At 47.9% G+C, this 24900-nt stretch carries 21 protein-coding genes; 11 read left to right on the plus strand and 10 right to left on the minus strand.

What is annotated here, in order from left to right:
• Nucleotides 1-93: 93 nt before the first annotated feature.
• The 3 genes from HX778_RS03770 to HX778_RS03780 form a co-directional block, all read right to left on the minus strand.
• Nucleotides 94-1275, minus strand: coding sequence for a hypothetical protein (locus tag HX778_RS03770; RefSeq protein WP_015063075.1), 1182 nt, complete (start codon nt 1273-1275; stop codon nt 94-96).
• A gap of 8 nt (nt 1276-1283) precedes the next feature.
• The gene (locus tag HX778_RS03775) at nt 1284-1580 is read right to left on the minus strand and encodes a type II toxin-antitoxin system RelE/ParE family toxin (RefSeq protein WP_015063076.1); all 297 of its coding nucleotides are present in this window, start codon (nt 1578-1580) and stop codon (nt 1284-1286) included.
• Nucleotides 1581-1643: 63 nt separating this feature from the next.
• Entirely contained in the window at nt 1644-2111 is a 468-nt protein-coding gene (locus HX778_RS03780) for a hypothetical protein (protein WP_022652128.1), read from the minus strand.
• 813 nt (nt 2112-2924) lie between these two features.
• On the opposite strand from HX778_RS03780, the gene HX778_RS03785 reads away from it, so the two are divergent.
• The 9 genes from HX778_RS03785 to HX778_RS03825 all read left to right on the plus strand — a co-directional run bounded on the left by HX778_RS03785 (nt 2925) and on the right by HX778_RS03825 (nt 11871).
• Nucleotides 2925-3701: a hypothetical protein gene (locus HX778_RS03785; protein WP_022652129.1), complete on the plus strand. Its 777-nt coding sequence runs from the start codon at nt 2925-2927 to the stop codon at nt 3699-3701.
• A 148-nt stretch (nt 3702-3849) separates the two neighbouring features.
• Nucleotides 3850-4626: a hypothetical protein gene (locus HX778_RS03790; RefSeq protein WP_022652130.1), complete on the plus strand. Its 777-nt coding sequence runs from the start codon at nt 3850-3852 to the stop codon at nt 4624-4626.
• A gap of 462 nt (nt 4627-5088) precedes the next feature.
• Nucleotides 5089-5430, plus strand: a complete 342-nt coding sequence (locus HX778_RS03795) for a hypothetical protein (protein ID WP_032610383.1) — start codon at nt 5089-5091, stop codon at nt 5428-5430.
• A 100-nt stretch (nt 5431-5530) separates the two neighbouring features.
• Entirely contained in the window at nt 5531-5794 is a 264-nt protein-coding gene (locus tag HX778_RS03800; RefSeq protein ID WP_022652132.1) for a hypothetical protein, read from the plus strand.
• Nucleotides 5795-5842: 48 nt separating this feature from the next.
• A complete protein-coding gene (locus tag HX778_RS03805) occupies nt 5843-6100 on the plus strand; it encodes a hypothetical protein (protein ID WP_125362998.1) in 258 nt (85 codons plus the stop codon).
• 35 nt (nt 6101-6135) lie between these two features.
• Entirely contained in the window at nt 6136-6435 is a 300-nt protein-coding gene (locus HX778_RS03810) for a hypothetical protein (RefSeq protein ID WP_176981325.1), read from the plus strand.
• 84 nt (nt 6436-6519) lie between these two features.
• Nucleotides 6520-7218 carry a hypothetical protein gene (locus HX778_RS03815; RefSeq protein WP_022652135.1) on the plus strand — a complete coding sequence of 233 codons (699 nt, stop codon included), beginning with the start codon at nt 6520-6522 and terminating at the stop codon, nt 7216-7218.
• 898 nt (nt 7219-8116) lie between these two features.
• Entirely contained in the window at nt 8117-10537 is a 2421-nt protein-coding gene (locus HX778_RS03820) for an Ig-like domain-containing protein (protein WP_176981326.1), read from the plus strand.
• Nucleotides 10538-10989: 452 nt separating this feature from the next.
• Complete coding sequence (locus HX778_RS03825) at nt 10990-11871, plus strand: RepB family plasmid replication initiator protein (protein WP_176981327.1); 882 nt, start codon at nt 10990-10992, stop codon at nt 11869-11871.
• A gap of 522 nt (nt 11872-12393) precedes the next feature.
• Here the strand turns inward: HX778_RS03825 and HX778_RS03830 are convergent.
• Entirely contained in the window at nt 12394-12909 is a 516-nt protein-coding gene (locus HX778_RS03830) for a hypothetical protein (protein ID WP_176981328.1), read from the minus strand.
• A gap of 228 nt (nt 12910-13137) precedes the next feature.
• Here HX778_RS03830 and HX778_RS03835 point away from each other — a divergent pair, with 228 nt between their 5' ends.
• On the plus strand, nt 13138-13464 hold the full coding sequence (locus HX778_RS03835; RefSeq protein ID WP_176981329.1) for a hypothetical protein: 327 nt from the start codon (nt 13138-13140) through the stop codon (nt 13462-13464).
• A gap of 397 nt (nt 13465-13861) precedes the next feature.
• Here HX778_RS03835 and HX778_RS03840 read toward each other — a convergent pair whose 3' ends face one another.
• The 5 genes from HX778_RS03840 to HX778_RS03860 form a co-directional block, all read right to left on the minus strand.
• On the minus strand, nt 13862-16318 hold the full coding sequence (locus tag HX778_RS03840) for an Ig-like domain-containing protein (RefSeq protein ID WP_176981330.1): 2457 nt from the start codon (nt 16316-16318) through the stop codon (nt 13862-13864).
• A gap of 315 nt (nt 16319-16633) precedes the next feature.
• Nucleotides 16634-19021: an Ig-like domain-containing protein gene (locus HX778_RS03845; RefSeq protein ID WP_022652144.1), complete on the minus strand. Its 2388-nt coding sequence runs from the start codon at nt 19019-19021 to the stop codon at nt 16634-16636.
• 245 nt (nt 19022-19266) lie between these two features.
• Nucleotides 19267-19443 (minus strand): hypothetical protein, encoded by a 177-nt coding sequence (locus tag HX778_RS03850; RefSeq protein ID WP_022652145.1) that lies wholly within the window; start codon nt 19441-19443, stop codon nt 19267-19269.
• Between the two features lie 14 nt (nt 19444-19457).
• The gene (locus HX778_RS03855) at nt 19458-21134 is read right to left on the minus strand and encodes a DUF4942 domain-containing protein (protein WP_015063091.1); all 1677 of its coding nucleotides are present in this window, start codon (nt 21132-21134) and stop codon (nt 19458-19460) included.
• A 265-nt stretch (nt 21135-21399) separates the two neighbouring features.
• Nucleotides 21400-22554, minus strand: a complete 1155-nt coding sequence (locus tag HX778_RS03860) for a hypothetical protein (RefSeq protein ID WP_040115173.1) — start codon at nt 22552-22554, stop codon at nt 21400-21402.
• Nucleotides 22555-22893: 339 nt separating this feature from the next.
• Between HX778_RS03860 and HX778_RS03865 the strand changes: the two genes are divergently transcribed.
• Complete coding sequence (locus HX778_RS03865) at nt 22894-23739, plus strand: Dam family site-specific DNA-(adenine-N6)-methyltransferase (RefSeq protein ID WP_015063093.1); 846 nt, start codon at nt 22894-22896, stop codon at nt 23737-23739.
• Nucleotides 23740-23753: 14 nt separating this feature from the next.
• Here the strand turns inward: HX778_RS03865 and HX778_RS03870 are convergent, their stop codons facing one another.
• Nucleotides 23754-24575, minus strand: a complete 822-nt coding sequence (locus HX778_RS03870) for a hypothetical protein (RefSeq protein WP_015063094.1) — start codon at nt 24573-24575, stop codon at nt 23754-23756.
• Nucleotides 24576-24900: the final 325 nt, after the last annotated feature.

Raw genomic sequence — 24900 nt, forward strand, 5'->3', positions numbered from 1 at the left:
AGTAAGTTGGAGTCATTACCGAGTTTCGCGCTCTGTTGATGGCGTGAAATCACCTTTTCCGGATGCCCTCCCTGGCTGTCCGGTGCGCTGGCGCTACGCCCAGCGGTATGGGGTAAAATAGGTCTCGTTAACTTCAAGAAATTCGGTCAGGGAATTCATCGCTCTCGTGTCGTATGCAGTCACAATAAAACGGTAACCGTCCACCGTTTCGATGTAACTGATCCCCCGTGGCGTGCTGCTGGCATTCACCACTTCCGCCGTCATCATAAACTGGCCTTGCGGGAATTCCTGTGACAGGTAGATAAATCCGGTGGTTGCTGATGACGGGGTGGCATTCATCAGCACACCGTTAAATTGCTGGCCGTGTCGCGCCGGGATCAATGTGCTGTCCGCCGTCGCCTGATTCAGCAGCTGCCGGATCAGGGTTTCCTCTTTATATGAGCTGTAAGCGCGGACATCGTCTTCAGCCCCGGAGCGTGAGCAAACACCTACATGTGCAAGCCGCCGGTATTCGTTACGCATGTAGGCATGACAGGATGCACCCGCTCGCCCCTGAAGGGTGACACCAAAATCTTCACACAGCATCAGAACCTGGCGCAGATTGTTGTCATATACCGTCGCAGTAAGGGCCAGGTTATAACTGACGAATGTCAGCTCAAAAACCCGTGTATGCATGTCACTAACGTGTGCCTCCATCCGGATCAGCGGCTTTTCAGTCAGCGGATATGGAGTGCCGTTCACGCAGTACGGGGTAACGCCGCTAAAACACTCGCCGATCACGCTAGCAATGACTACGTCGGCGTCAATGACAGCCGGTGCCGGGACATAGATCTGAAACTGTCCTTCCGTGCCAGATTGGGTAAGGACGGGGAACAAACGCGGGGAATTAAGCTGCTCAAGGTCAGCATTGATCAGTTCTGTCCAGCTGGGTTTCCCGGTGGGTGCATCGAGGCGCAGGCCCAGGTTATCGCAGAAGTCGACGATCTGCCGGGAGTGTTCCACCATCACTGCCCCGGAGAGAGTCAGACCGTGCGTCGTCATCTTCAGCTCACTCGTCCGTGTCTGGGTATTCTGGGACCAGGGCTGTAAAGAAAGTGTCGTCCGGCTTAGTGAAGGTATAATTGTTTCATTCAGTGGGTCGATCAGTTGGCAATGCGCATTCAGCCGGGGGACAAGGGCATCAAATATGAAGCTTGCCTGTTGTTTAGTGCTGGCCTGAATATAAAACATCGCATCCGTGCCTGCATCCCTGGATAAAATACCGAAAAGTTTCATTTTTTACCTTAATGGATTAGCGATTTATAATCATGCGCCGACAGGTGAACGTTATGTACGCCATCATTCCACACAAAGAATAACCGATATTTTGAATTAACTCGAATGGAAGAGTACCGGTTTGCGGTCATCCTTAAGCGTTCGTAACGCAAACTACTTGATAACAATTCGCGTTCGTTTTTTACATTATTTAACGTTTTCAGTCTGCATGAAATCGCATTTAACAGATCAGCAGGAATACCTGCTGTGGACTTTCCATTACGGAAAAAGCTTTCCAGCCGTCTGTCTTTAAATGAATGGATCATATCTTCCTCCGTAATGGAATGAGTAAAATTAAATAAGAATTATAAAAGCCTGAAGCTGATTTATTAAATCCCGAGAATTCTGGCTGCGACCGTTAGTTGTTTATCACTTAATGGATATTTCCGTGATAACGTCGATTTCAGACTGTTCAGAAAGCTGTTCTCCCCGTCTTGCTGTGTGATGGCGTCAACCAGTTCCTGATTGCTCTTACACCACAGATTGAACGCGGAAGTCTTTGATTGTACAGCACGCTGACGCACTACTGCCTGAGCTGCTGAAATCTTGCGTGCCGCTTCCGGGTATGTGCGATATAACGCGGAAAGGGTGTAACATGTACGGGTTGTGACCAGGCTATAGCCCGTACCATTACATGCCATGCAGCGGCTCCTATAAAAGTGTTTACGCTCACCACGGCCTTTGCATTTATTGCAAGTGACCCGATAAATATATTCCCCGGTGCCTTTTACTGAATCAATACACTGAATCTTAGCGTTGTCGATTTCAATTCCGCTCTGGTCAAAGTATTTATCCATTTTTGATTCCTCAGGTTTGGTCTGAAGTAATCATGACAGATTGGTCTCGCTGGCTAATAACCTGAATGAAAGATTTTTAAAAATAATTTTGCAGCACTGCTAAAGGCAGTTTATATATGCAGGATTCAATTTTACTGAGAAATATTTTCGGAATTATCTGTTTACAAATACCAAAAAAAAACCAATGAGGTCTTAATTACATCCTTAATGGGCATGGTTATTTTACATCCTTATGAGTAGCAATGCTTATGTGTTAATTTAAAAACACCATATGCGTCTAAGGAACTTCCTATCCGCCTTCATGAAGCTTTTTTCCGGTTACCAGTAAGGGCCATATGACTGGCAAATATTCCGCTCGCGGTATACCGAAGTTCCGAGAGGATGGCGAAACGGCAGAATGCTACAGTAAAGGAGAAATGTTAGCTATAAAACGGTGGCACAGGGTCGGGATACTCGCGGGCTGAAATGGCAGATTCAGTTTGTCTTCCGGCTGTAGCGTCCCTTCCCCACTCACAAGACCCATCTTAACCGAAGGTGTCGCAGCCTTTCTCCCAGACGCTCGACGATTCCTGGGTTTAAGGTCACGAAACAATGGTCATGCACACCGGCTTTCAACTGGCACAAATGTGATTACGAAACACTCGTTAATGCCCTCCCGGTAAGCCTTTAGAAAAGTTACTTTTCTGAGATTAAAATGGACTATTTTAATTATAGTTTGGATATGAATTTTTAAAAAAATAAATGCCTTCAACTTATTTGGAAAATAAGCCGGAATGTTAGAGTGTTCTCATTCAAAAAAGAGGAGAACCAACCATGCCAAAATGTCTATTACCTGCCGAGCTTGCGGAAATTGTCTGTGGATTACTGGTGCAACCCACATTAATGAATGAATTAAAAACACCGGAGTCGCATAAAGCATTTATGCAGGATATCGCTGAGCTGGTGGCGAAACATTGCGGAGGAGAGATTGACGGTGTGATCATGCCGGTGGATCGCGATGAATCAAGCCAGGCCGATTATCTGACCTCTCCGGATGTAACCCCTTATCTCGTCGTATCTCCCGGCGCGGACATGCACTCCCTCACCGATAATGTCTGGCGTCACCATGCCCGAGATGGCTGGCTTGACCATATCAAAGGCAGCGACGAAGAAAGCCCTGATGAATTGCCGACGCATAAAGAGTGCTCAGTTCGCCGCTACGCCCTCCAGCGGATGCTCCTTCAGACACAAACCAACCATGCTAATCTTCCCTCGCAGGTGGTACGAATGCGTGATTACTGCAACCTCGACGACGAACAGCCCGGGTCTTCAGCAGAGTTTATCGTTACTATGGCGCTCGGCGGTCATGCCCAGCTGGCAGTACAGGATGTGGAATCACGCCTGGTAATGGCCCTGACGTTGTTAATTGAAAATGGTGTTCCCTCGGTCCATGTAAACGCGGGTGACACTGATCCTTCAGTTCTGCACGTCCAGGCTGCTCACGGCGGCATGGTCCTTTCAACTGACTCCCTGAATCATGAATTCGGTATTTCGCCGCCTGACAGGTATACCAACGGTCGCCCTGGCTTATTAGTTAAAGCAGCCTCCTGATTCATTAATTACAAATTTGTCCTTTTTTAATTCCATTGTTCGCTCTTTGTTTAAAGGGCGAATATATTTTTAAAAAACTTCACGCCGGGTTATTAGCCAGCAAACCGAAACTGTTAGAATTAACACATCAGATGAAAGGATGACTATCATGGCTAAATTAATTTCAACTCGTGAACTGGCAACAATTATTACTGCATTACTGGTAAAACCGGAATTATTGGGCGAGCTGGATTCTCCCGAAAAACATCGCGCACTGATGGAGGATCTGGGGCGTGTTGTGGCAGAGCATTGCGGCGGCAATGTCACGGAAATCGCATTGCCGGAAACCGATGGTACGGCAGTTGATGAAGCTTTGCTGGATGGCCAGCCTGTCCGCTATCTGGAAACAAAAGAAAGCTCCCCATATCTCATCGTACACCCTGACGACTCACTACCGTCTCTGACGCATAACGTTTGGATGCACGCTGATCCTGATGGCTGGGAAGAACATTTCGATGGCGAGGACAATCCCCTGATGGAGGAGTTGAGCCAGCAGTTCCGCCAGCAGGTGTATGCGCTTCTGACGCCGGAATCGCAGGCAACGCCTTCAGAGATTATCCGGACGTTACAGGACTGGCAACTGGGTGAAACCCAGCTGCCAGAAGAAGACTGTCAGTCCTATCAGGTGAAGGTGTTGTTAGAAGAGAAAAACATTCAGTGTGAAGTGGTGAATGAATCCGGCACGACTTGTTTCGGCCTCATTTTTGAGATCGATCGGGGTGTACCGACGCTGCACATCGACACGGGCAGTGATTCACTGCTGCATATTCACGCGGCACATGACGGCCTTGTTCTGACACCAGATGCGCCGAACCACGGATTTGAAGATGCTCCAGTAGACCGCTTTTCTTATAACAGCCCGTCCCTGTTGGTGCCAGGGGTGTAACCTGGCAAACAACACAGCGGTATTTTGGCCCCGAGTGAAATAATTCAGGACAGGAGTCAGGCAGATGGGCGATGTTGCCACACTACCACCGAAAATTAACGATGGCGTACTTCGACGCTGGAATGCTCAGCGCGGGCAACGAAATGGCCGAGGCGGAAGGTATAAGCGCCTTCCGTCACAAAGCAACCTAAGTAACTGGGTTGTAAGACGTCTGATTGAAGAAATCATAATGGAGGACCGACGAAGAGCAGCATCAGGTTGAGCAGTATGTTGATCAAGTTACCACTACTGGCGCAGGAGAAGTGGAAGGTATGACCCGCGTCCCGGTAGTTCCCACGATGGAACAGCTAATTGCAGGCCGGAAGCAGATAACTTCGGCCACTGGAAAAATGTCTCGATTAATGAGCCAGCGTCTTGCAGATGTTTACCGTGCAATGGTCGCAACTGCAAAGGGGGAGTGAGATGCGTGAATTACTTGGAAAGACAGGGGCAGAACATCAAGCCTCCGTAATGTATCAAACGTTTGGACACCTCGATGCGAAGCCAGGCGAAAAGCATAAAGGTCACTTCGTTTTTATCAACGGTCAGCACGGCGATCTGTGTGTTGTGCATAGTGAATTTTCATCCTTTGACGAAGGTCCTGGCTATTTCAGTGACCGTGCCGATTTCATCTGGGAATTGGTTAAAGACGGAGGACCCTGCTCTAAGGTCGGCATCTACCGGTTTGACGGCGAATACTCGCTTCCTAAACGCCGGAACGGGAAAAGGTTTTCGGGAAGCGTGACGTGCCTTCAATCATTCTAATTTCGTAGTGCATGAGCACCGACAGGTTATCAGTAAAACGGGGAGCGCCACAGTTCGCGTGCAACCTTCCCTATCCATCAACTCGAATGAGTACATAATAATGACGAACGCTGACGCATCTAACGTTAAGACCAGTCCAGAATTACCAACTCTCGAACGTGTCTATGCTCTGCTCAAGGACAACTATAAACCCGCAAGATTTGCTGATCGGGATGGGGAAATCTGGGGGCATGAGTATTCATGGAATCTGGCAAAATCAAGCCTGCAAGACCTGGAGAAGTACGGGAAATCGTATGTATCGAAGCATTCCGACCGGATGGGCGATGGATTCAGTTTTGGTCCTGACCTGGTCATTATTCGCTGACATGCGCACGGAAGTGAGTAAGATGGCTGGCTGCACCGGAGGACAAGAGTGATGAAGGGTAAAAATATCGTGGCTCGTGTCGTGCGGGAAGCGACCTATAAGTGGGAAACCCGCCACAAGTTAACGCCAGAACAATGCTCTGAAATTAATCAACTGATGCGTCGGCTTTCAGAACACCTTGCCTGCCCCGTTTGCAAAGCAATGTCCTTAAAGCAACTCAGGCACGCAGAATACATTTTGAAATGCGGAACGTGCGGTGAAGAGTTTCTTATCAATAAACGTAAAGAATCGGCTCACGCGAGTTAAGCGCGGTGAATGAGCACAACAGTAAGGTGACAACCATGAAAGAACTGATTTCGGTAGCTCAGGCGGCTCTGGACTATATCGATGCCTTACCCTGCGACATGGTGGCATCACTCCATACGATGCCTGGCTTTGATCGCGATTGGGCAACAGAAGTCATTGCCGATGCTATCGTCGAAAGTAACGAGTCCCGGGAACAGATACAGCAGCAGTCGCAGGCAATTCAGTTGCCCGAGACCTGTTTCTTTGATGGCCCGGGCAACACAACAGAAACGTATTTCCTGGCAGACGATGTCAGAGAGTTACTCCGGTCAGCGGGCGTCCAATTTAGCGAGTGATACGGGTAAAGTTCCCAGGCAGTCCGGTCTCACATCGGTATTACGCCAGACGCTGTCAACATTAATTCGATTCAGGGCATGACAATGGAAAACACAGTAATACCGACGGTAACAGAAAACGAGATGGAAGAGGTGATCACCCGTCACACGGCATACGGGCAGGTATCGGTAAGCCGCACGACAACGACGGGGCAGCGCTTGTATGCCTCCGACCTCATTCATAAAGAGGTGATTACGCTGACCTTCAGTGAATCAGAGCAGGTTGAGCGCGATGGAGTGATCCGTCATCGGCTGGCGGAAGGCAGACGCCGTTCCCCACTTCTGAAAGTCAGTCTGTCTCCGGCTCAGTGGGCCTCAATGATCACATCGTTCGGAATGAGTGACGGCGTGCCGTGTACCATTAACAGTTTGATTCGCGGCGACTATGAGCGCCAGCCGGAGATTGGCTATATTGAGTCGACACGCGAACGTTATGAGCGTCAGATCCGGGAAGCCTCTGAGCGCGAGATGGCGAAAGTGAATGAAAAGCTGAAAGCACTGGCTTTGCTGGTGGCAAAAGGCAAGGCAGGAAAGCGCGAGCTTGAAGAAGTATATCAGTCTCTGTCCGGCGCAATCGCCAACCTGCCGGTTAATCTGGCCTTCAGCACCCAGTTGATGCAGGAATCCATGGACAAAATCGTCTCACACGGCAAGGCCGAACTCGAAGCCTCCGCCATGGGCGTGGCCGCTCGTCTCGGTATGAAAGAAATTAGCCGCTTGGCCTCGTTGGAAGACAAGAAGTAACCGGTACGATCACCCATAAATCTAACTAGCATACCTGCTGCACACATAAGCGGCACAAAGCTCAGCGGCCAATTCATAGCGTGTTGACATAAACCGTACACACAAATGTGCTTCGTCGTGGCGGGTGCCTGATATGCGGTTCCCGACGCGGCCCCCTTCTCTCTTTAGCGGTCCACAGGACTCCAGGTAATGCCGGTGTGCAGTATCCAGGACGTTTTCCAGTAGCCGATAGTGGTCGGCGTCATACCCCTTCAGAAGGTGTTCCAGTTCTGCCATGGCGAGTGCGGGTGGTAACCAGGTGACGCCAAGACGCAAAAACTGGAGCTGCATTTGAATTTGATTGCGATCGGGCGTGAGATCCTGCACCCGGGGAGCGCGATAGCAAATTCTCTCCAGTGGAGAGACATGCGTGAAAAACGTCTTCTCAGAAATCTCTGACATTCGACTAAATCAGCCTGTTCCGTTTCTTTCTGGCTACGTTAGCGGTAGAGACCAGATATCAAGTTCAGCGTAATTGCGCTACCTGGGTTGAGTTACGCTCTGGAGGGTTCAGCATTCACTTTCGTACCACGTGTGTCGGTATACGAATAGTTGTACAGCTGAGCCTAGCCGCAAAGTGGGAACAGCTGTGCCGCATCGACGGCGGCGTTCAACGGACCTCAGTAAAATTTCATTTATGTTCTCCTGGTTGGCCAGGAAATTTTACTCGAAACGTTTTCATCACCCTGGTGATAAGAGGTGTAATTATTCAGTAAAACAACGCCCGTTTGTGCGCCTTTTGCCAGTCCAGCGAAAGTGACAATATCCGCTGATTAACGGCCCAGAAATACCCTGCTTAACGAAAAAGTGCCGGAGGTGATTCGTTTAAAATAACGACAAATCAATAGGGGAATACTGAATGAAATATCAGACTATAACTTTGGCGATGGTTATGCTCGGCGTCTCGGTTCCGGCATCAGCTCAAATTTACGAATCCAGCTTTACAGATACCAATGGCATTGAAGTTCACGCACCTTCAACCCGGATGCTGCTTAATCCAGCTTCACCTGTAACCCTGACAGTCATTGCCGGTCTGGACCGCTATGTGAATGTCAAAGTCACCAGTGCCACCGGCACTCAACTACTGAACACCACCACGACCCGCACAAGTGTATCCGACCGGCTTAAGGCCGGAGATGGCACCGAGTTCTACGGAAAAAAAGTAACTTTACCGGCGCTTGGTGAAGGCAAGTCGGTTGTGCAGGTCAGTATTTTGGATCTGAACCAGTCCGTTGTAGCCACCTACAGCTACAACTGGTTGATAGATACTACGCCACCAACCGGTAACGCCCTCACAGCTAACGCTGGTAACGGTTCGGCCTCCGGAAACGTCTGGAAGCTGGGACTGGAGGCGACCGGGCAATGGGATTTTACCTCAGCCAATGTCTCGGATGTGAATGGTATCGAGAAGGGATTGTTTTATGTCTATCGCAGTGATGGCAGTCTGTACAGTACGACGCAGATGCAGTACGACGTCACTGGAAAGAAGATGTATCACACTTACTCAAAAAACACGACAAAAGGCGTTGGTATACCAGATAGCAACCTTGATGAGGATTTCACGGCCAAGGTAGAAATTTATGACAATGCCGGGAACAGGCGGACCCTTCCAATACAACTATTTCGTTATGATAACGTGTTGGGCGAGATGACGCTCTGGGCAGTCCACGACCCACAAACTTCAGCCAGTGTGGTTCCAGGAGTTTCCGGCTATCCAGCTTATTCTGCGGGGATGACCATTAATGAAAACCCGATTCGCTTGGTATATCGTCTGCCAAAGTCCAACTACAGAGCTTATGCCGAAGGGGGGCTGCAATTCGTAAACTCTTATGCAACACCAAAGGAGATTGCGACCGATAGTACGTATACCTACATTGAAATGACCTTACCCTATGGGGCTTTCAATGGCGATATGGCGCGTATGGCGAACTTCGGACAGTGGGGAGGTTACGCCCCTTCTTACAATCTCGTATTGAATCCAGCGGCAAACAAAACGCCCGCGTTCGCAGGGACCTGGGTCGACTTTCAGAATGATAAGGGGGTCTGGACAACCTGGAAGGATTTTGAAAGTGTACTTTCGTCACGTTTGCCAATCACGATCACCCGTCTGCGCTTTAATGTTGAAGCTCGCCCGTTCGTTCAGGAGATCGGAGGTAAAGCAACATGCACTATTCCGGCGGGTCAAACCTCATGTGAAGCACCTGAAAGTTTTGTCATGGCACCCGGTACTATGGGATTTAACCGTATTCTGTATTTCGTTCGAAGCGTCAGTAATCCGATCCTGCGATCTGAGCAGTGGATTATGACCCGCTGGAACAATATGCAAGTGCCGGTGATTGGTTCAATGACGTATGACACCGTAAACAAAAAATTGACGGTGCTTGCGTCTCTGGAAGGCGATGGTAACTGGTTCGACTCGGTATCTTTGCGTGAGTTTTATCTGACTGACAAAAATACTGGCAAGCGGATGACCCCGGTTGGTTCTGTTGCTTCACGAACATCCGGAAACTATACACTGGTGTATGATTTGTCGAAACAGGCCGAAGGAAAATACAATGTGGTTGTGAACGTCATCGACTTTTTCAAAAACCAGACCGATAAGTCTTACGGCGAAATTGCGCTGGATAATACCCCGCCGACGGCCGCGTTCTCATTTGACGGAAAACCGATTACCGACAGTACAGTGGTTTACGGGCTGGAGAACATCCGAATAGCTCTGACGGATAACCTGACCACTCCCAGGATCACTCGTCTTCAGATAACCGGAGGGCCTACTTCGGATAATGTTGAGCTAACTTGGTCGCCTGCTGGTACGAACGTTTACGCGCCAGAATATCCAAGGCTTTTCCCCTCTTTCGAACCTTCCGAGAACTACGCGCTTAGCGTGACAGTCTCAGACAGTCAGTCGAATAGCAAAACCTACACCCAGAAATTCAGCTACCTGCCGAACAACCTCGTGCAGTTGCATAATTTGCGGACATTGTCCGTTAGTTCGGCACTCAAAACGTCGGCAAATGAGCCGCTTGCTTATCTGTCGACCAACGTTTTGCGTAAGACCAATGGTGAGATTGCGAAAGGCGTTCAGAGTGCAACACTGACGGTACGTAAAGACGCAGCCTTCGGTATTAAGTTCAACGGCGTACAGGCGGCACCAGGTGAGTCTGCGGAGGTGAATATTGATATGGGGAACGGTGATAACCTCTTGATGCCTATCTACCCTGCCGAAAACGGCAAGGTGGGTACATCCGAGTTCATGATCCAGATCGATGAGCTAAAGTGATAAAAAAGGGCCGTCAGTAACACTGGCGGCTTTTCATTTCGTGACGCCATTTCTTGCATTTTCTCCGCTCTCTCCACTTTACCCAGTTGCCATTGCCGCCAGTTACTTTTCTACACGGGAAGAAGTGTGCTAATGCGGCGCTTAGAACGGATCGGAATTTACTCACATTTCGATCGTGATGCTTCATGAAGTCTCAGAGCATAGTTATCAACAGGATAGAATAATAATAAAGATCAATAGAGGATCAATAGCAGATCAAAAAGGAATAACGATCCTCGCAGACCAGTGATATCGGGCCTCTCAGCAGATAATCATCCACTGTACAGGGGGCGAAATACACTATGTCGGGTAATCCATCCACTGTACAGGGTGCATAATCCACTATACCGGGTGGATTAGATACACTATACCGGGTAGGATGTAGATCTTATGCACAAAACGGATCTTTCTATATGTCCAGTAATAACAACAAGTTATCTCTTGTCATTGAAGAGTCCCTAAAAGATTCCGGGGAAGTTATCCAACTGCTTCCTACGCTAAGACAGACCATTCAGCCGAAAGTTTTACTCCGTCTGGGTGTGTTTGTGCCAACGCTGAAATCCACGGATAAGGGTGGTCGGAAGAGCCACCGCATCGATGCCACTGAGCCACTTTCAAGATTATCCATTGTAGAGGGTGAAGGCTATAGCCAGATCCAAATTTATGGTCCCCGGCTCGACATGGACTCTGACTTCAAATCATGGTGTGGGATCGTTTATGCATTGTCTAACCGTCCGCTCGATTCAGAAGGTCAGTTGGAGCTGAATTTTCCTGAGTTTGCGAAGTTCTGCGGTTTTGACACCAAGCGTATTGATAAACAACTGAAAGAGCGTTTTGATGCCTCTCTGACGCGTATTGCCAGAACCAGCATCTCGTTCATTAAGAAAATACCCGGTACAGACGATCAGATAACGATAAATATGCACCTCGTGGAATCGACGTACTACGACAGTTCCACCGGGAAAATCATCATCAAGCCAAATTCGAAGCTCAATACGTTGTATCGCGTCGACGGTAAAACTCGACTCTATCTAAAGACATTGCAGAAACTGGCCCGTAAGGAGTCCGCACAGGCCCTGTATCTGTATCTGGCTGAGCTACCGAGCACCTTTTACCGTATCGGGTTTGACCGGTTGCGTGAACGCCTGCAACTGTCCTCGCATCTTGGCAACCAGAATGCCACAGTTAAAAAGGCGCTGGGCCAGCTTAAAGAGATCGGTTTTCTTGAATACTCCATAGACAAAGAAAACGGCGATTACATACTGAATATTCTGAAGAGAAACATGAAGCCATGATCGATACACGGTACCACACCTGCCTATGTTACCCGGTATAGTGGATACACTTCTCCTCTCGCTAAAATTTACCCGGTACAGTGGATCTCCACTACACCGGGTGGTGTCAGCATTATTACCCCGATGCAGTCCCTTTTCTTCAGCCTTTTACTGGTCGACCTGTGTGTTTTTCAACCAAAAATGTGATCTATACCCGGTATAGTGGATGAGGACAGCCTCGAATTGGTTACAGAGAATGTGGCGGTACTGGCTGGAAAGGTTTACCCGATATAGTGGATCGTGTCACAGTCACCCTCCCGGATAGAGTGATGGTACGGTTTGAAAACCGTACCCGGTACAGTGGATCGTGAATGGAGGGCAGCCTAGATAACGCGATGATGCTTAAGTGAAAGCTGTACCCGGTATAGTGGTGTCACTGAAAATGCGTACCCGGAAGCTGATGGAGATCAGCACCCGGTACAGTGGACGAGGGATATCGTAGAAAATGTCTTCCCCCAATATGACCATTCAGTTGGTACGTTATCATCGAGTCTCAGGGGTTTTAAGTTGGTAAACCCCCTTCCACCAAGAGTCGAAAGACACGCTATCATCGCAGCGCATAAACATACCATTATGCTTGGTGATAACGCTGAGAGAACCTTTATTTTTCCCACAGATCTTCTCAAATGACTCTGTTGCTTTAATATAACCTTCACCATCACTTATGGCAGGGGAATCCAGTTCCTTTGCCATCCATGCCGGGTAGCTGTTCGCATTAACCCATACAAGCCGTTCAACAACTGAAAATAGTACGCAGATAAGACCAATCCCCCAGAGCGAAATAACCATTAAACGTAAAATACGCAGGGCTATAAATTTTGAGTGCTGTAAAGGAGAAACGATAAAAGGCAGTGATATCATGATCGTGAGTAAGACTGATGTCGCCAGCAAGGTATATAGTAATGACCATGATTTAACATAGGCGGAAAAAGCAATCATTAAACCAATCAGAATTATGAGCGGTGCGGCGCTTTTCATCATGCCCGTGTTTATTTTCATTCTTTTGGTGCTCCATTTTGTTCGAGTTTTGAGATACTGGGTTAAAATCATCCACTGCCTCAGAAAAGTTACTTTTTAATATGGCAGTAATCGTATCTGCGCATAGCCGTAACCGAAATATTTTAATGTCTCCCTGGTGAGTGTTGTACCTTTTAACCCTTTAACATTGAACCTAATATTAATGCATCGGGGTTCGCCCCTGAAACACTAACTACCTGAGGTTGCTCTTTGTCACACAATATCTTTGTCGCTAAGTTTGATGATGGGCTGCGGATGTACGGTATTAATAACGGCACTGCTTGCCATATGTATGCGTTTTTGTTTCAGAGCCGGGAAGAAGCAGAATACTGGCTGGTAAGCAATGCTCGCGATTCCCGCACATTCCCTGTAATGCCAAAAAACGCCTCAATGACGGATGAAAACGTCACTATCGGTCCTGATGAGGAATGGGCTTTTCGCTCCCGAGCCTCACGAACAGCTAAGTGGATCACCGGTCCCCTAGAAAATGTGGGTGAGTCATGGGAAGACCAGTCTATTTATGGCGGTTGTAGCTGAACGCACGCCGTAAGTCCGTTCCTATTTGCCATAGTTGCCGAGAACAGGAATAACGGTACCCGGTATAGTGTAACCCCATCCTGAACCGGTGTTTGCCGCTGGTGGCCCTGCGGCCATCGGCATGACAGGCGCAGTCCACAGGGCTCGCGTGCAAGATGCAGGATATCCACTATTCCGGGTGAATGATGTATTGTCCCAAGTTGACGGATAGGTGTTTGGGCAAAACAGCAGCGAGCGGCATACCAGTGCCATGTCCGGTTTTACTGACGGGGCAGCAGGTTATCCACAAAAACGGCGTATAAGCCTGTGACTGGAATCTGGATAAGACGAGATAATTATCATCGCGGCGGCATCACCAGGAAGGAGTGACCCGGTACAGGGTCACTTTGCCCCGCTTTTACTTCAGTTCCTCAATATTCAGCATAAATTCAGATGTTCCGCTGACGCCGGAAGTCGACGGAAAAATAGGGAAGCTGCGGCTGTCACCAAGACCCAGATCCAACTTAACGTTTTTGCTCTCGCCTGGTGCTGCTGAAACCCCATTTACCGTGACGCCAAAGGCAGCATCCTTACGCACCGTCAGTATCGCGTCTTGGTTCCCGGTTGCGATTGAACCGTCCTTTTTGCGCAACTGGCTGGCATACAGTACAGCCAGCGGCGTGTTGTCAGAAGTTTTCAGGGCGGTACTGACGGAGATGGTCTTCAGGTTCTCTAGGCGAACCAGGTTGTTCGGCAGGTAGTTAAATTCGACGGCGCTTTCTTTAACATTGTTCATCTCGTCTTTGGCCTGCACGGTCAGCGTGTAGGTTTCGCCGTCATTAAGTGATGGGAAGATCTTCGGATAATTCGGAGCATAAAGATCATTTCCGAGCTTAACCCATGACAACTCAACAGCATCAGATACCGGTCCACCGCGAAGAGTCATGCGCGTTAATGTGGGTTTGGTCAGGGTATCAGCAAGCTGGATGCGGACGTTTTCCAGGCCGAACACTGTCACGCTGCTGGTTATTGGTTTGCTTTCGTAACTGATATTGATGGACGGCGGCGTGTTATCAACCGTCACGGTCTTGTAGGGCAGACTTCCCATATTATTGAACGAATCCCGGGCGTTAAGTTGCACGTTATAGTTACCCTCCGGGACCTGTTTCAGATTGAACTCGTAAGTATAATTTCCGGTTGCTGTATTACGCCCCGTTTGTTTGCCAGTCACGCTGATGTCCACGTTATTGTGGGATTTATCGGACAGCCATACTCGACTAAGATTTACGTGGTCAAAATATGAACCATCCCCCGGCAGGTTTATGTATACCTGAAGGATGTTGGTTGAATCGTTGTAGTTATAGCCGGTAACCGAAGGCCCCAAAGTATGCCAGACGACGTTTTCCCAGATCGGCATGAAGAATGTGGACTCGGTCGTGGAACGCACTTCATAACCACTGTGGAGATAGCCTGTGGTGCCGTTTTTAATCGCCTGCGTCAGTGCGACTGAGCAAGATGTTGAACCAGCGGGAATATTGCAGGTGGCACCACCAGTAATTTTCTGGTCGTACGGACGTGCCTGCACATTGAAACGGATCTGGGTCAGATTCACCGGCATATCAGATGCCATTAAATATTTCCAGCTGACGCTGTTGAACCAGGAGCCGTCGGACATCTGCCTCTCAATCGCCGGACTCCCCCACGCAGGACTTTTTACCGCCGCCGGGTCCCAGCTCAGCCAGGAGGCATACTGAACAAGATCCCCCCCGGACCACTGGTACGTATTGACCGGGCGATAGTAGTTGCCATCCAGAGTGCCCTGGGGCAACTTTACCTCGACATACACATAGGTCGTGTCTTCTGAAATGACCTGAGCGCCGCCATAATTGTTCAGAATGGTGATGCCGCCGTTACGGTATGGTTTCCAGTTAGTTCTGGGAACACGAATGACCATCCGGTACGGGTTTTCGAGTACAGAGAGCCCCCGCACAAATGGTACGTACCCTGAAGAAATCCCCGGGACAATACTCGTACTGACACGTGAGTCATGGACTGCAAAGGGCGTATATTCCCCCATCTGGTCATCAAATAAAAAGCGCTGCGGCGGAATATTCAGCGTGTTTCCGGCCTTATCAGTGATGATAAAATTGAAGGTGAATTCTTCATTGAGATCGCTGGTGGGCATGCCAGGTTGAGTGACCGCTTCCTTTATCCAGGGGTAAAAGGCACGTTTTGCCGCCGTGTCGTAGCTGAGTGTATTATCGGAAACGACTGTTCCATTGCTGCGCTTGATGACCAACCGGATCTTGTCTATGCCATACGCATCATCAACGCCGTCAGCAAAGATGGAAAACTGGCCAGAACCTCCGCGACCGAGCTCCCAAAGTGGTCCACTCAGGACCATGTCATAGCCTGCGTTCTGGCTTGGGTATATGCTGGTGTACTTCGGCGCTGTAGTATCGATGGTGAAACGATACGTTGTGGAACTTACGACGGCTTGCTGGAGATCTAGCGTGTCATTGATTACCGTGAAAGACCCTTCACCAAGTGCAGGTAACCCCATGTCCTTTCCGTAATACTCTGTGCCGTCGGCAGCAACAATGCGGTCTGCAACACTTATCTTGGCCGTTAGTCCCGAATACATAACCTTTTTATCACTGTCCCTGGTTACAGTCACACGTTCGTACCGGTCTAGACCGGAAATTAAGTTTAGGGTCAGGGCGCCAGCCGGATTGAGATAGCTCTGCGTTGCAGGCTTAAGCGTCATTGCCAGCTGATTGGTGTCGGTATAGGAATAACTGAAAATCTGAGCCGCCGCCGGATAAGTTGAAGAGATGGCCGTGGCAATGATACAGCCTGTCAGTATTTTACGCATGTGATGCTCCCGGGATGTATTTGTCCCTATTTTACAAAATCATTTCTTCTGACCTTGCTGGTTATCAGAGGTATTTCATAGCTTTAAACTTTTGAAAATGTCCGTTATAACAACTTTGGCGAGGTAAAAATTGGCAACGGATTGACTATTGAGATGGATCTTCACCAGGACGAGAAAAAGTGACTTTTCGTACACGAACAAGTAAGCAAGAATTCATGTTTTGATGTAAATGCCACAGTGCGGGAACTGAAAGATATGGGTGGAGGTTTGGCTATATTTCAGCAAGGTGCCGACTTAACGACACCCCAAAATTATTCAGAACTGCGGGAATTCCACGGCAAACTCAGATGTACCAGAAACGCCACTCTTTCCTGGTGTGACAGAATAAATACGTTCTTCACCCTGCCCCATATCAAAAATGATTGCCTTTGTCTCTCCTGGCGCAACGGTTACGCCAGCTACACTTACCGGGAAGTCAGCATCTTTCCGCACGGACAGCGTACCGTTTAACTGCCCAGTAATGACAGAACCATCCTTTCGGCGAAGTACGCTTGTCCGGATAAAAGCCAGTGGCTGGTTATCCGTGGTCTTTAGTGCAGCCGCAGTAGCAAGGGTACGTAGCCTGTCCAGAGTGATCATGTTTGCTGGTTGATAGAGGAAATTGAGCTTTTTCGAGGACCGGTTTCCAGAGGCATCGACTGCGTGAGCTTCAATTGTATAAATGCCATCCTCTTTTGCTATTACGGGAAAGATACGCGGGTACTCTGGCGTATAAACTCCTGAGCCCTGACTGGAATAAGCTAATGTCACCTGTTCACTGTTTGGTCCACCGCTCAACACCAGTGATTCAAGCGAGGCGTCACCTGAAGGGTCAGCTACACTAATTCTGAGGTTTTCTAGTCCCTTAACCAGTTTGCCTTCAGGATCATCATTCAGATACCGGTAGGAAATTAGAGGGGCAGTGGAGTCAATGGTAAGCAAATCATTTATCACGTAGTTTGCCGTGTTGCCCACAAGATCTCTTGCATAGGCGGACAGAACGGTATATTTGCCGTCCGGCAGATCAGCATAGGAAATGACCGCGTTTTTTGTTTTAAAATCACTCTCTGTCCATGTCCTGGCGGGTAGGTCAATCACATTCCCCGTTTCGGTTTTAAGCACCACGCCAAATTCTCGGGTATCCCATGCTCCTATTTGCCATCCATTTATCCGGTCATCATCAGTAACCGTCATGGTTACATTTTTATCCATACGGTTAATTTTTACGGCGTTAATAACCGGTGGGTTGTTATCCCAAATCACTACGAATGCCCCAGCCAGATTATCATAAATAGCAGTACCGTCTTTACCTGAGACCAGATGGATGTATTGCATCCCCTTATCGGAAGTAAAGGTATAATCCACGTTCATGGTACAACCAGTGCTTCCTACCGGGATAAGGCAGTACCAGTTACGGTTCGAATTAGCTGCAACCCGTTGTACATAGTTACGAGGTTCGGTAGTCACGCGTATTTGGGTAAATTTGGCAGTTCTTACATTCCCAGTAGCACTGCTCCATTTACCGGTATCACTACGAAAAATTTCTTTGCTTGTGACCTTTGGTGCAAGTTCCATGGTTGGGGAAGGAGTGAAAGATAACTCAGAGTGATGGTACCGACGAACGCCTCCCGCAAGTGTCTGGAATTCGTGATAAATATCACCGGTACTGGGGAAAACAAAATTGAACGAATAAATATTATATGTGCTGTCAGAACTTTGATAATTGGCATCTGCCCACCCAAAGCTTGTTTTATTAGCAGCAGTAAAGTTACTTTTATTCCTGAGTACCCGCAATGATATTGGATTACTGTAAACAGTTATCCCAGCTGAGTAGTTTTCCCAGGTATTTGTCCTGGTATTAAGCACCTGTAGAACAGAAGGAGGGTTGACCCGATCAATCACACTTTGTCTGCTTACTGATGCTTTATTTCCTGCCTTGTCATAAACATAAAGGCCCATACGGTATTCAGACTGAGAAGCTGGCGCCAGGGCTGGATCGCTCGCAGTAGTATTTTGGACGGTTACTGAATTATCGACCAGGTTAATTACAGCCCCTCTCTTTCGTTCAACGCCGTTCGAATCGACAAGAAAGTACTCAGCCCGGTCGAGACCAGAGCGACTGTCTGAAAGGCCTGAAAAGACGAGAGCCTGAACAGAGGCATACTGCATACCTGAAGGAACGCTGGTAAAGATGGCTTCGCTACCATATTGCCATCCATTTCGCGTATATCCAATTGTGCTAGTTTTAGGGGGAGTGCGGTCGATAGATATAACGTAGTCCCGGCGAGAAATTTCATTATTTTGGAGATCTGTGATCACTTCCCTCAGGGTGTAATTATCTTCACCAAACGCAGGGACACTTAACCTTTTTCCATAATAGTCATACCCGCTACTGGAGGTCATACGGTCATCAACCGTAACTTTGCTACTTTTCGTGCTCCACAAGCTTGCACCGTTGACATTAAGTAACGACAACTGGACGTACCGGTCTAAGCCGGAGATTACATCAGCCTCGAATGAGGTTGCTGGATTAATCCACTGCACAGATGGAACAACAATCTTTGGTTGATTCTGAGTGTCATTGAATCTTAACTCTGCAATCTCAGCTTGTGCCGTAAACGAAAAAGCTATGAGTGGTGCTAAAAGTATCGCCCTGCATTTCATGATTATCCTCCCCCAGTCAGGTATCAATAATACCAAGTGAGCAAGGCTAACTTTTCTGGGAAGGGGATATAAAAAACAAGAAAAAAAGAGTGAAATGTTCGCCAATAAAAGCAGGAATGCGAAGTGCTTAACATGCACTATTAATCACAGTTTATCTCATCCTGAGTAATAACCACTGCTCGGGCTCCCCGCTATCTTGTAGGGAGCCCATAAAGGGAGCAATCTGTACCAACTCCTTTAACAGGTTAGTTTTCAAACCAGGGCGAATCGGCAGCGTTGGCGGAGTCTTCACTTTGCGGTGACTCTCCCAGAAATTGCACTTCATGTACCGGTTTACTTTTCCCCAGGCTCTGCTGGAAATCATCCATCATAAATTCAACATCATTTTGGTCCTCTGGCAGGCCAGGTGAGATTTCAGACATGGTCTTTCCTTCAGTTAAAGGCATTCTACATACAGAACACGGACGGAGACGGCAGTGTTGTCAAACTCGTTATCGAAGGTGTCCATCCATTCAGCACGGTATCCCTCGCCCAGCAGGTTATCGATCCCCTGAAGGGATAGCGGCAGGACGGCCGCTAAACGCCCGCCGGAAACGAGATGAGACGCAGCGGCCAGTAGATGGAGTTTAGCCCGGTTGTCAGCAAAAGGTGGGTTCATCACCACGCAGTCGAATTTCTGATTTGGGTTCGCTGCTGACCATGCCAGAAAATCGGCCTCCGTTGTATCGTAACCTTTAGCTCGGGAGACCAGACAATTTAGTGTATCCAGTTCGATGCCGGTAACGTTGACGCTCTTAGGAAAACATTGCAGCAAATCCCCGTGCCCGATGCTTGGCTCTAGCAGTCGCTCCCCCTCCCCGGTCGCAATAATGGATGCGACGTATTCACTGAGTCGCAGCGATGAAGGGTAAAACTGGTGGGATACAATATCGGGCATGGCACCCATATGACCGATGAAGCGCATCACTTCGGTCGGGTCATAATCAAATGTCACATGGTAGCTAGTAATCCGGGCACCGAGGAACCGCAGAACCTCCGCGTTCACCTGCCGCGTTTTATCAGCGAACTCACCGGCATAACCGAGCGATGTCCAGCTGGACCATTCCTTTTCATTCCGAGTGAATTCCAGCTCTGCGAGCTGCATCCGTGAATGAAAATCGATGCAGCGTTTCAGTGCCGGGAACTCCTGCAACGTGGCTTTGTAATGGGCTAAGCGTTCAGTAGGCAGCGCCAGAGGGACAATGGCAGCAAGAATGTTGTTAAGCCGTTCTGCAATATCAGGATGTACATCAATGTGCATCGAACCATTCTTGTAAACCCGAAAACGAATACTGTTGCCATCCAGGCTGATCCAATTTCTGAACCCAGCATGACCAACCATATTCTCAACCATTTTTTTCGTGTCATAGACCGGTTTAACTGTTTCTCCCCGGAAATAAGAACAGATCACCCGCAGTTCCGACAGTGGCATGAGTCCTGATTCTTTGAATTCAACTTTAAGTTTTACCCACTTGTCTTTCACCCCTTCACAGACACCGACGGTGATCATGCGGGTTGAGAAACCAAAAGCTTTATTGGTTTTGTGGTGACGGCTTAATGATTGAAAAACGGCATAGACGCGCTCTTTAATGAACTGATGCCGGTCATTGAGCAATGTGACAACCGTGGCAACTACTGCGTCGAGTGTAAACTCAGGGATCTCTTGCGGAGGCCGGTGATACCGGTCAGCAGTAAATTGCTTGTCCCATTCGTTCTTTTTTTCGTCAGACATCACGGACAGCACATCGGTAAGGGCCATTACCCGCTTCCAGTACTCAGAACGAAGTGCATTTTCTGCGTACAGGGCATCTGTTTCTGAAATGAGATGGTTATAGCCCGAGAGGTAGGAATAGAGCTTCTGATTTCCGTATTTCATAAACTGAGTGGACATGGACCTCAGTAAACTAAGCTCTTCGTTATAGGATTCGACCTGGCTGGCAATGATGCCAAGCTCTTCCCGCATTTCGGGCAGAAAGTTATCCTCGTTAACACTGAGGCCAGTTAGGGGCATACAAGCGACCAGAGAGTTCCCTGGGGCGCCAATTTGGGGGAAATTAGATTCAACAGCAGACATAGTATCAGTCCTTTATGTAGGAATTATCTATTACCAGGATATCAACCTCGTTCAAAAAGCTAATAGGTTGGGCGACATAAAAATCTCGAAAGTTGCGCTGCGGGAGGTAGGACAGACAGATGTCGTTTTAATGAAGAGAAAGCGTGCCGGAGACAGGACAAAAAAAAGCCCCTACTTAGTAGGGGCAATGGGCGAGAGCCTGGGTGGCTCGTTCTTGAATATCGTACTTCTAATTATGTGCTACTCATAAGTTGAAATGCTTAATTCAAGCCTGTGCTGGTGGTGCTTCAGATTGTGGTTCTCCGCCAGTATTTGTGTTTTTCGCGGATTTGTAAGTCACTTTCTCCCCTTTCAATCGAGCTTGCCGATTTTCGACCCGGCGAAGCTGCTTGTTTTCTGCTTCAGTGATCTCACTTTGCAGGTTCTTGAGCATCTCCAGCATGCTTCGGTTCAACGTAAAGGAAATTTCTTCATCTTCGCTGGAGTCGGTCACTTCGGGAAGTTGGATATCACCGAGTTTCTGCAACAAACTCGTAGTGATGAGTTTGACCCCTTCTACGGCTTTTGTGGCGAGAACAGGTGGAACACGTGCCGGTTTAAAATCGGAAGGGACAACACGAATACTGCCACGTGGCGTCTTCTTAATCTTGATACCGCTTGAATCAGCTTTCTCAAGCTCGGCGATCATTTTTTCGATACGAGAGATGGCTTCCGTTTCACCGAACTCATCAATAAGGGATAGGACTGCAACATAGGAAATAGCATCGGCATGGATTAATTTTTTGATGTAGACAGAGCATCCGGTCAGACGAATGAGAGCAGCAATGGTTGTACTACTCTTGCCCTCACGTTCGGCAATACGATCAAGCGACCATCCGCCCAGCGCCTGAAGACGTCTGTAGGATTCACCCAGTGCCACTGGAGAAAGAGCCAGACCACGGTTCCCGTCAATTGTCGTCAGTTCGCAGCTGATCTCATCGGCTTTCATCTCGATGCAAAGAATGGTGAGGTCAGTATGTCCTTCTGCCTGAGCCATTAAAGCCGCTTTTAAACGGCAATGGCCCTGGCGAACGTACGGAATACCGTCTTTGATCAGAACGCGTATAGGGTCAACGTAATCACCCCGGATGAATGCACACTTGATGTTATTGAGATGATCTACGACTTCCGGCAGCTGGTAATATGCCTCCCCCATCCCCATCTCACGGGAGTTGAAGCCTGGCGAGATTTGAACCACTGAAGGGTTGATAGCCCAAGCTTTTTGTTCAGTGACTTCATTACAAAGGTCAGGGTTCGCGTCGCGGAACTGCTTCATGCCACTGACGAATCGGCCGGAACCTGTCACTGTTGAAAATGACACGAGGGGTGATTTAAAGACCCGTGAGTTAGTTTGCTGGGAATCAGTCATCAGATCACTCATAGATACTCCGTTGTATTCTTTTTTGCCATACCTTTCATCTGTGCGTGAATACTACCGGAAAAAAAAATCTCACTTTTTCGTTAAAAAGGTACTTTTGGGGTTTATTCCGAATTTCGCGAAGCAAAACGTTCTGATGCTCAGACCTAAAAGATTAAATAAACAATTAAAAACAAATGTTTATGCGAGCTAAGAAGGTAGTTAACTTTTTTGCCAAAAAGTGAAAAAAAATAAAAAAATGTGTCGGAATGAAAATTTCTTTCACAACACCCGCGATTTTCCCTGCTTAAACCTTGTTGGTTGTAATCCGGCTTTCGGTACCATAAGGGTGACATACCGATAATGCTTAAAGGAGAATACGCGTTGCGAAAACATACACCAATCATCAAATGGGCGGGGGGTAAAACCAAACTGATGCCATTCATCAGTCAGCATTTCCCACATGATCAGAGCCGTCGGTGGGTCGAACCATTTATCGGCGGGGGCGCTGTGTTCCTTAACATGTTTGCCACCGATGCACTCTTGGCAGACAGTAATCCGGATCTAATCAATCTGTACCGCAACATCCAGCGGAATAAATCGGCATTCATCAGAGAAGTGAATCTTCTGGCGGAAAGGGAATTTGATAAAGAGGATTACTTAAAGCTGAGGAACACGTTTAACAGCACCAGTTTGGATGATGCCCCGCTGCAACGAGCAGTCCTTTTCTACGCAATGAACCGACTCGGATATAACGGCCTGTGTCGTTACAATCTGAAACGTAAGTACTCAGTTCCGTGGGGGAATCGATCCAAGTTAACTCTGGACCCCCAGAAAGTCGATTATCTCTCATTCAGACTTTCTGGCGTTGAGCTGACAACCGCAGATTTTGGTCTGACGTTGGAGAGTGCTGGTGGTTGTGACCAAATTTATTGCGATCCGCCTTATGATAAAATCAGCAAAACCAGCTTTGTCAGTTATGACGGCATACCGTTCAATAAGAGCGCACATGTTAAACTGGCGGATATGCTGGTGGCAGCTCATCGTAAAGGGGCTTCAGTGGCCATATCCAACAGCTTGACTCCCTTTACGCTGGAGCTCTATGAAGAACGCGGTTTTGAAATTCATACTCTCAATGCTTACCGTTCTGTCGGCAGTCAATCAAAATCGCGAAAAAAGGAAAAAGAGATCCTGGCTGTCCTTCGTTAAGTGACAGTCAGTGGTTAGTCGATCGGGCTTATCCATTCCTCAAAGCTCAAAACTTCGGAATGGTCCCGACTGGCATAAGGAATAAACTGAAGCTCTTCGATGGACCGCTCCCCTCTCTTACCTTCACAAATAAACGATATAAGCCCCAGATCTGCAAGTTGGGTAAGAACATGCATGATTCGTACGTTCACCGTCTGCAACTGAAGAGCGTTAGCAATATCGGTAATTTTATGGGAATGGCGCCGAGACTTTCGCAAATATTCAAAAATGACAAGTTGGGTATTACGTCTCTTCAATAACTTCTCGGTCATAAATTCCTGAATTAACCCCCCAAGTAACACCAAGATCGGCCGCAGCACACCAGGGAACATCAAAGTATAAGACTGTGATGTTTTGATCAGTGTAAAGGACGTCAGAAAGCTAAAGTTCAGGCGCTTCTTTGAATACGGGATATATACGGCCAATGTAGTCGACAAGTGAGTAAGTAATTCTTCCAGATGATCCAATGTGATCATTGCTGTTTTATCGGTATTACGCAGACCGTGATAATCAATAAATGCCACTCTGGCACGACTCAGCCATTCATGTATGTTAATGGATACAGTGAACGGAGCATTTTCATCGACAACGTTGGCGGCATGATCAGCGAGCTGGTTGTGGATTAGCATAGACAGCTGGTAAAACGGAAACCGGCAGGATGGATGACACTGTAGTCCCGTTAGGGTAAGTTTTGTAGTACTCGAGCCATTTAGCGGAAAAGTAACTTTCCGGGATATAATTTTTGCTGACGCTCTTGCTGACTTGCAGATGAACCCAAGTCCAAGATCATTTTGCATACATCACTCCGTTTTAACAAAATCGCCTTAACCTGAATGTTAAGGAGAATAAAATTAAAAATATAATTAATAAGATTATCATTATTAATCTAAAAGATTAGTTAATAACGAGTGTTGAATTTAAAGAAATAGGCATATTTTTCGGAGTTTAAAACCGGGTAAAAACCCGATGCGTGAGCAACAAATTTGACGTGAGTGAGTCGGCACGACAGTGCAGAAAGCCTGTGGCTAATGAATAAACACCCTGTATTTGGGAGTTCTGTTCACTACGCACTAGGCTTTGTGGTTAATTTAAACACCGTAAGTAATGCGTAGGGCACAGAGT

Origin of the sequence: Cedecea sp. P7760 (assembly GCF_013386425.1) — a bacterium.
In the GTDB taxonomy this organism is placed as follows: Bacteria; Pseudomonadota; Gammaproteobacteria; order Enterobacterales; family Enterobacteriaceae; genus Cedecea; species Cedecea selenatireducens.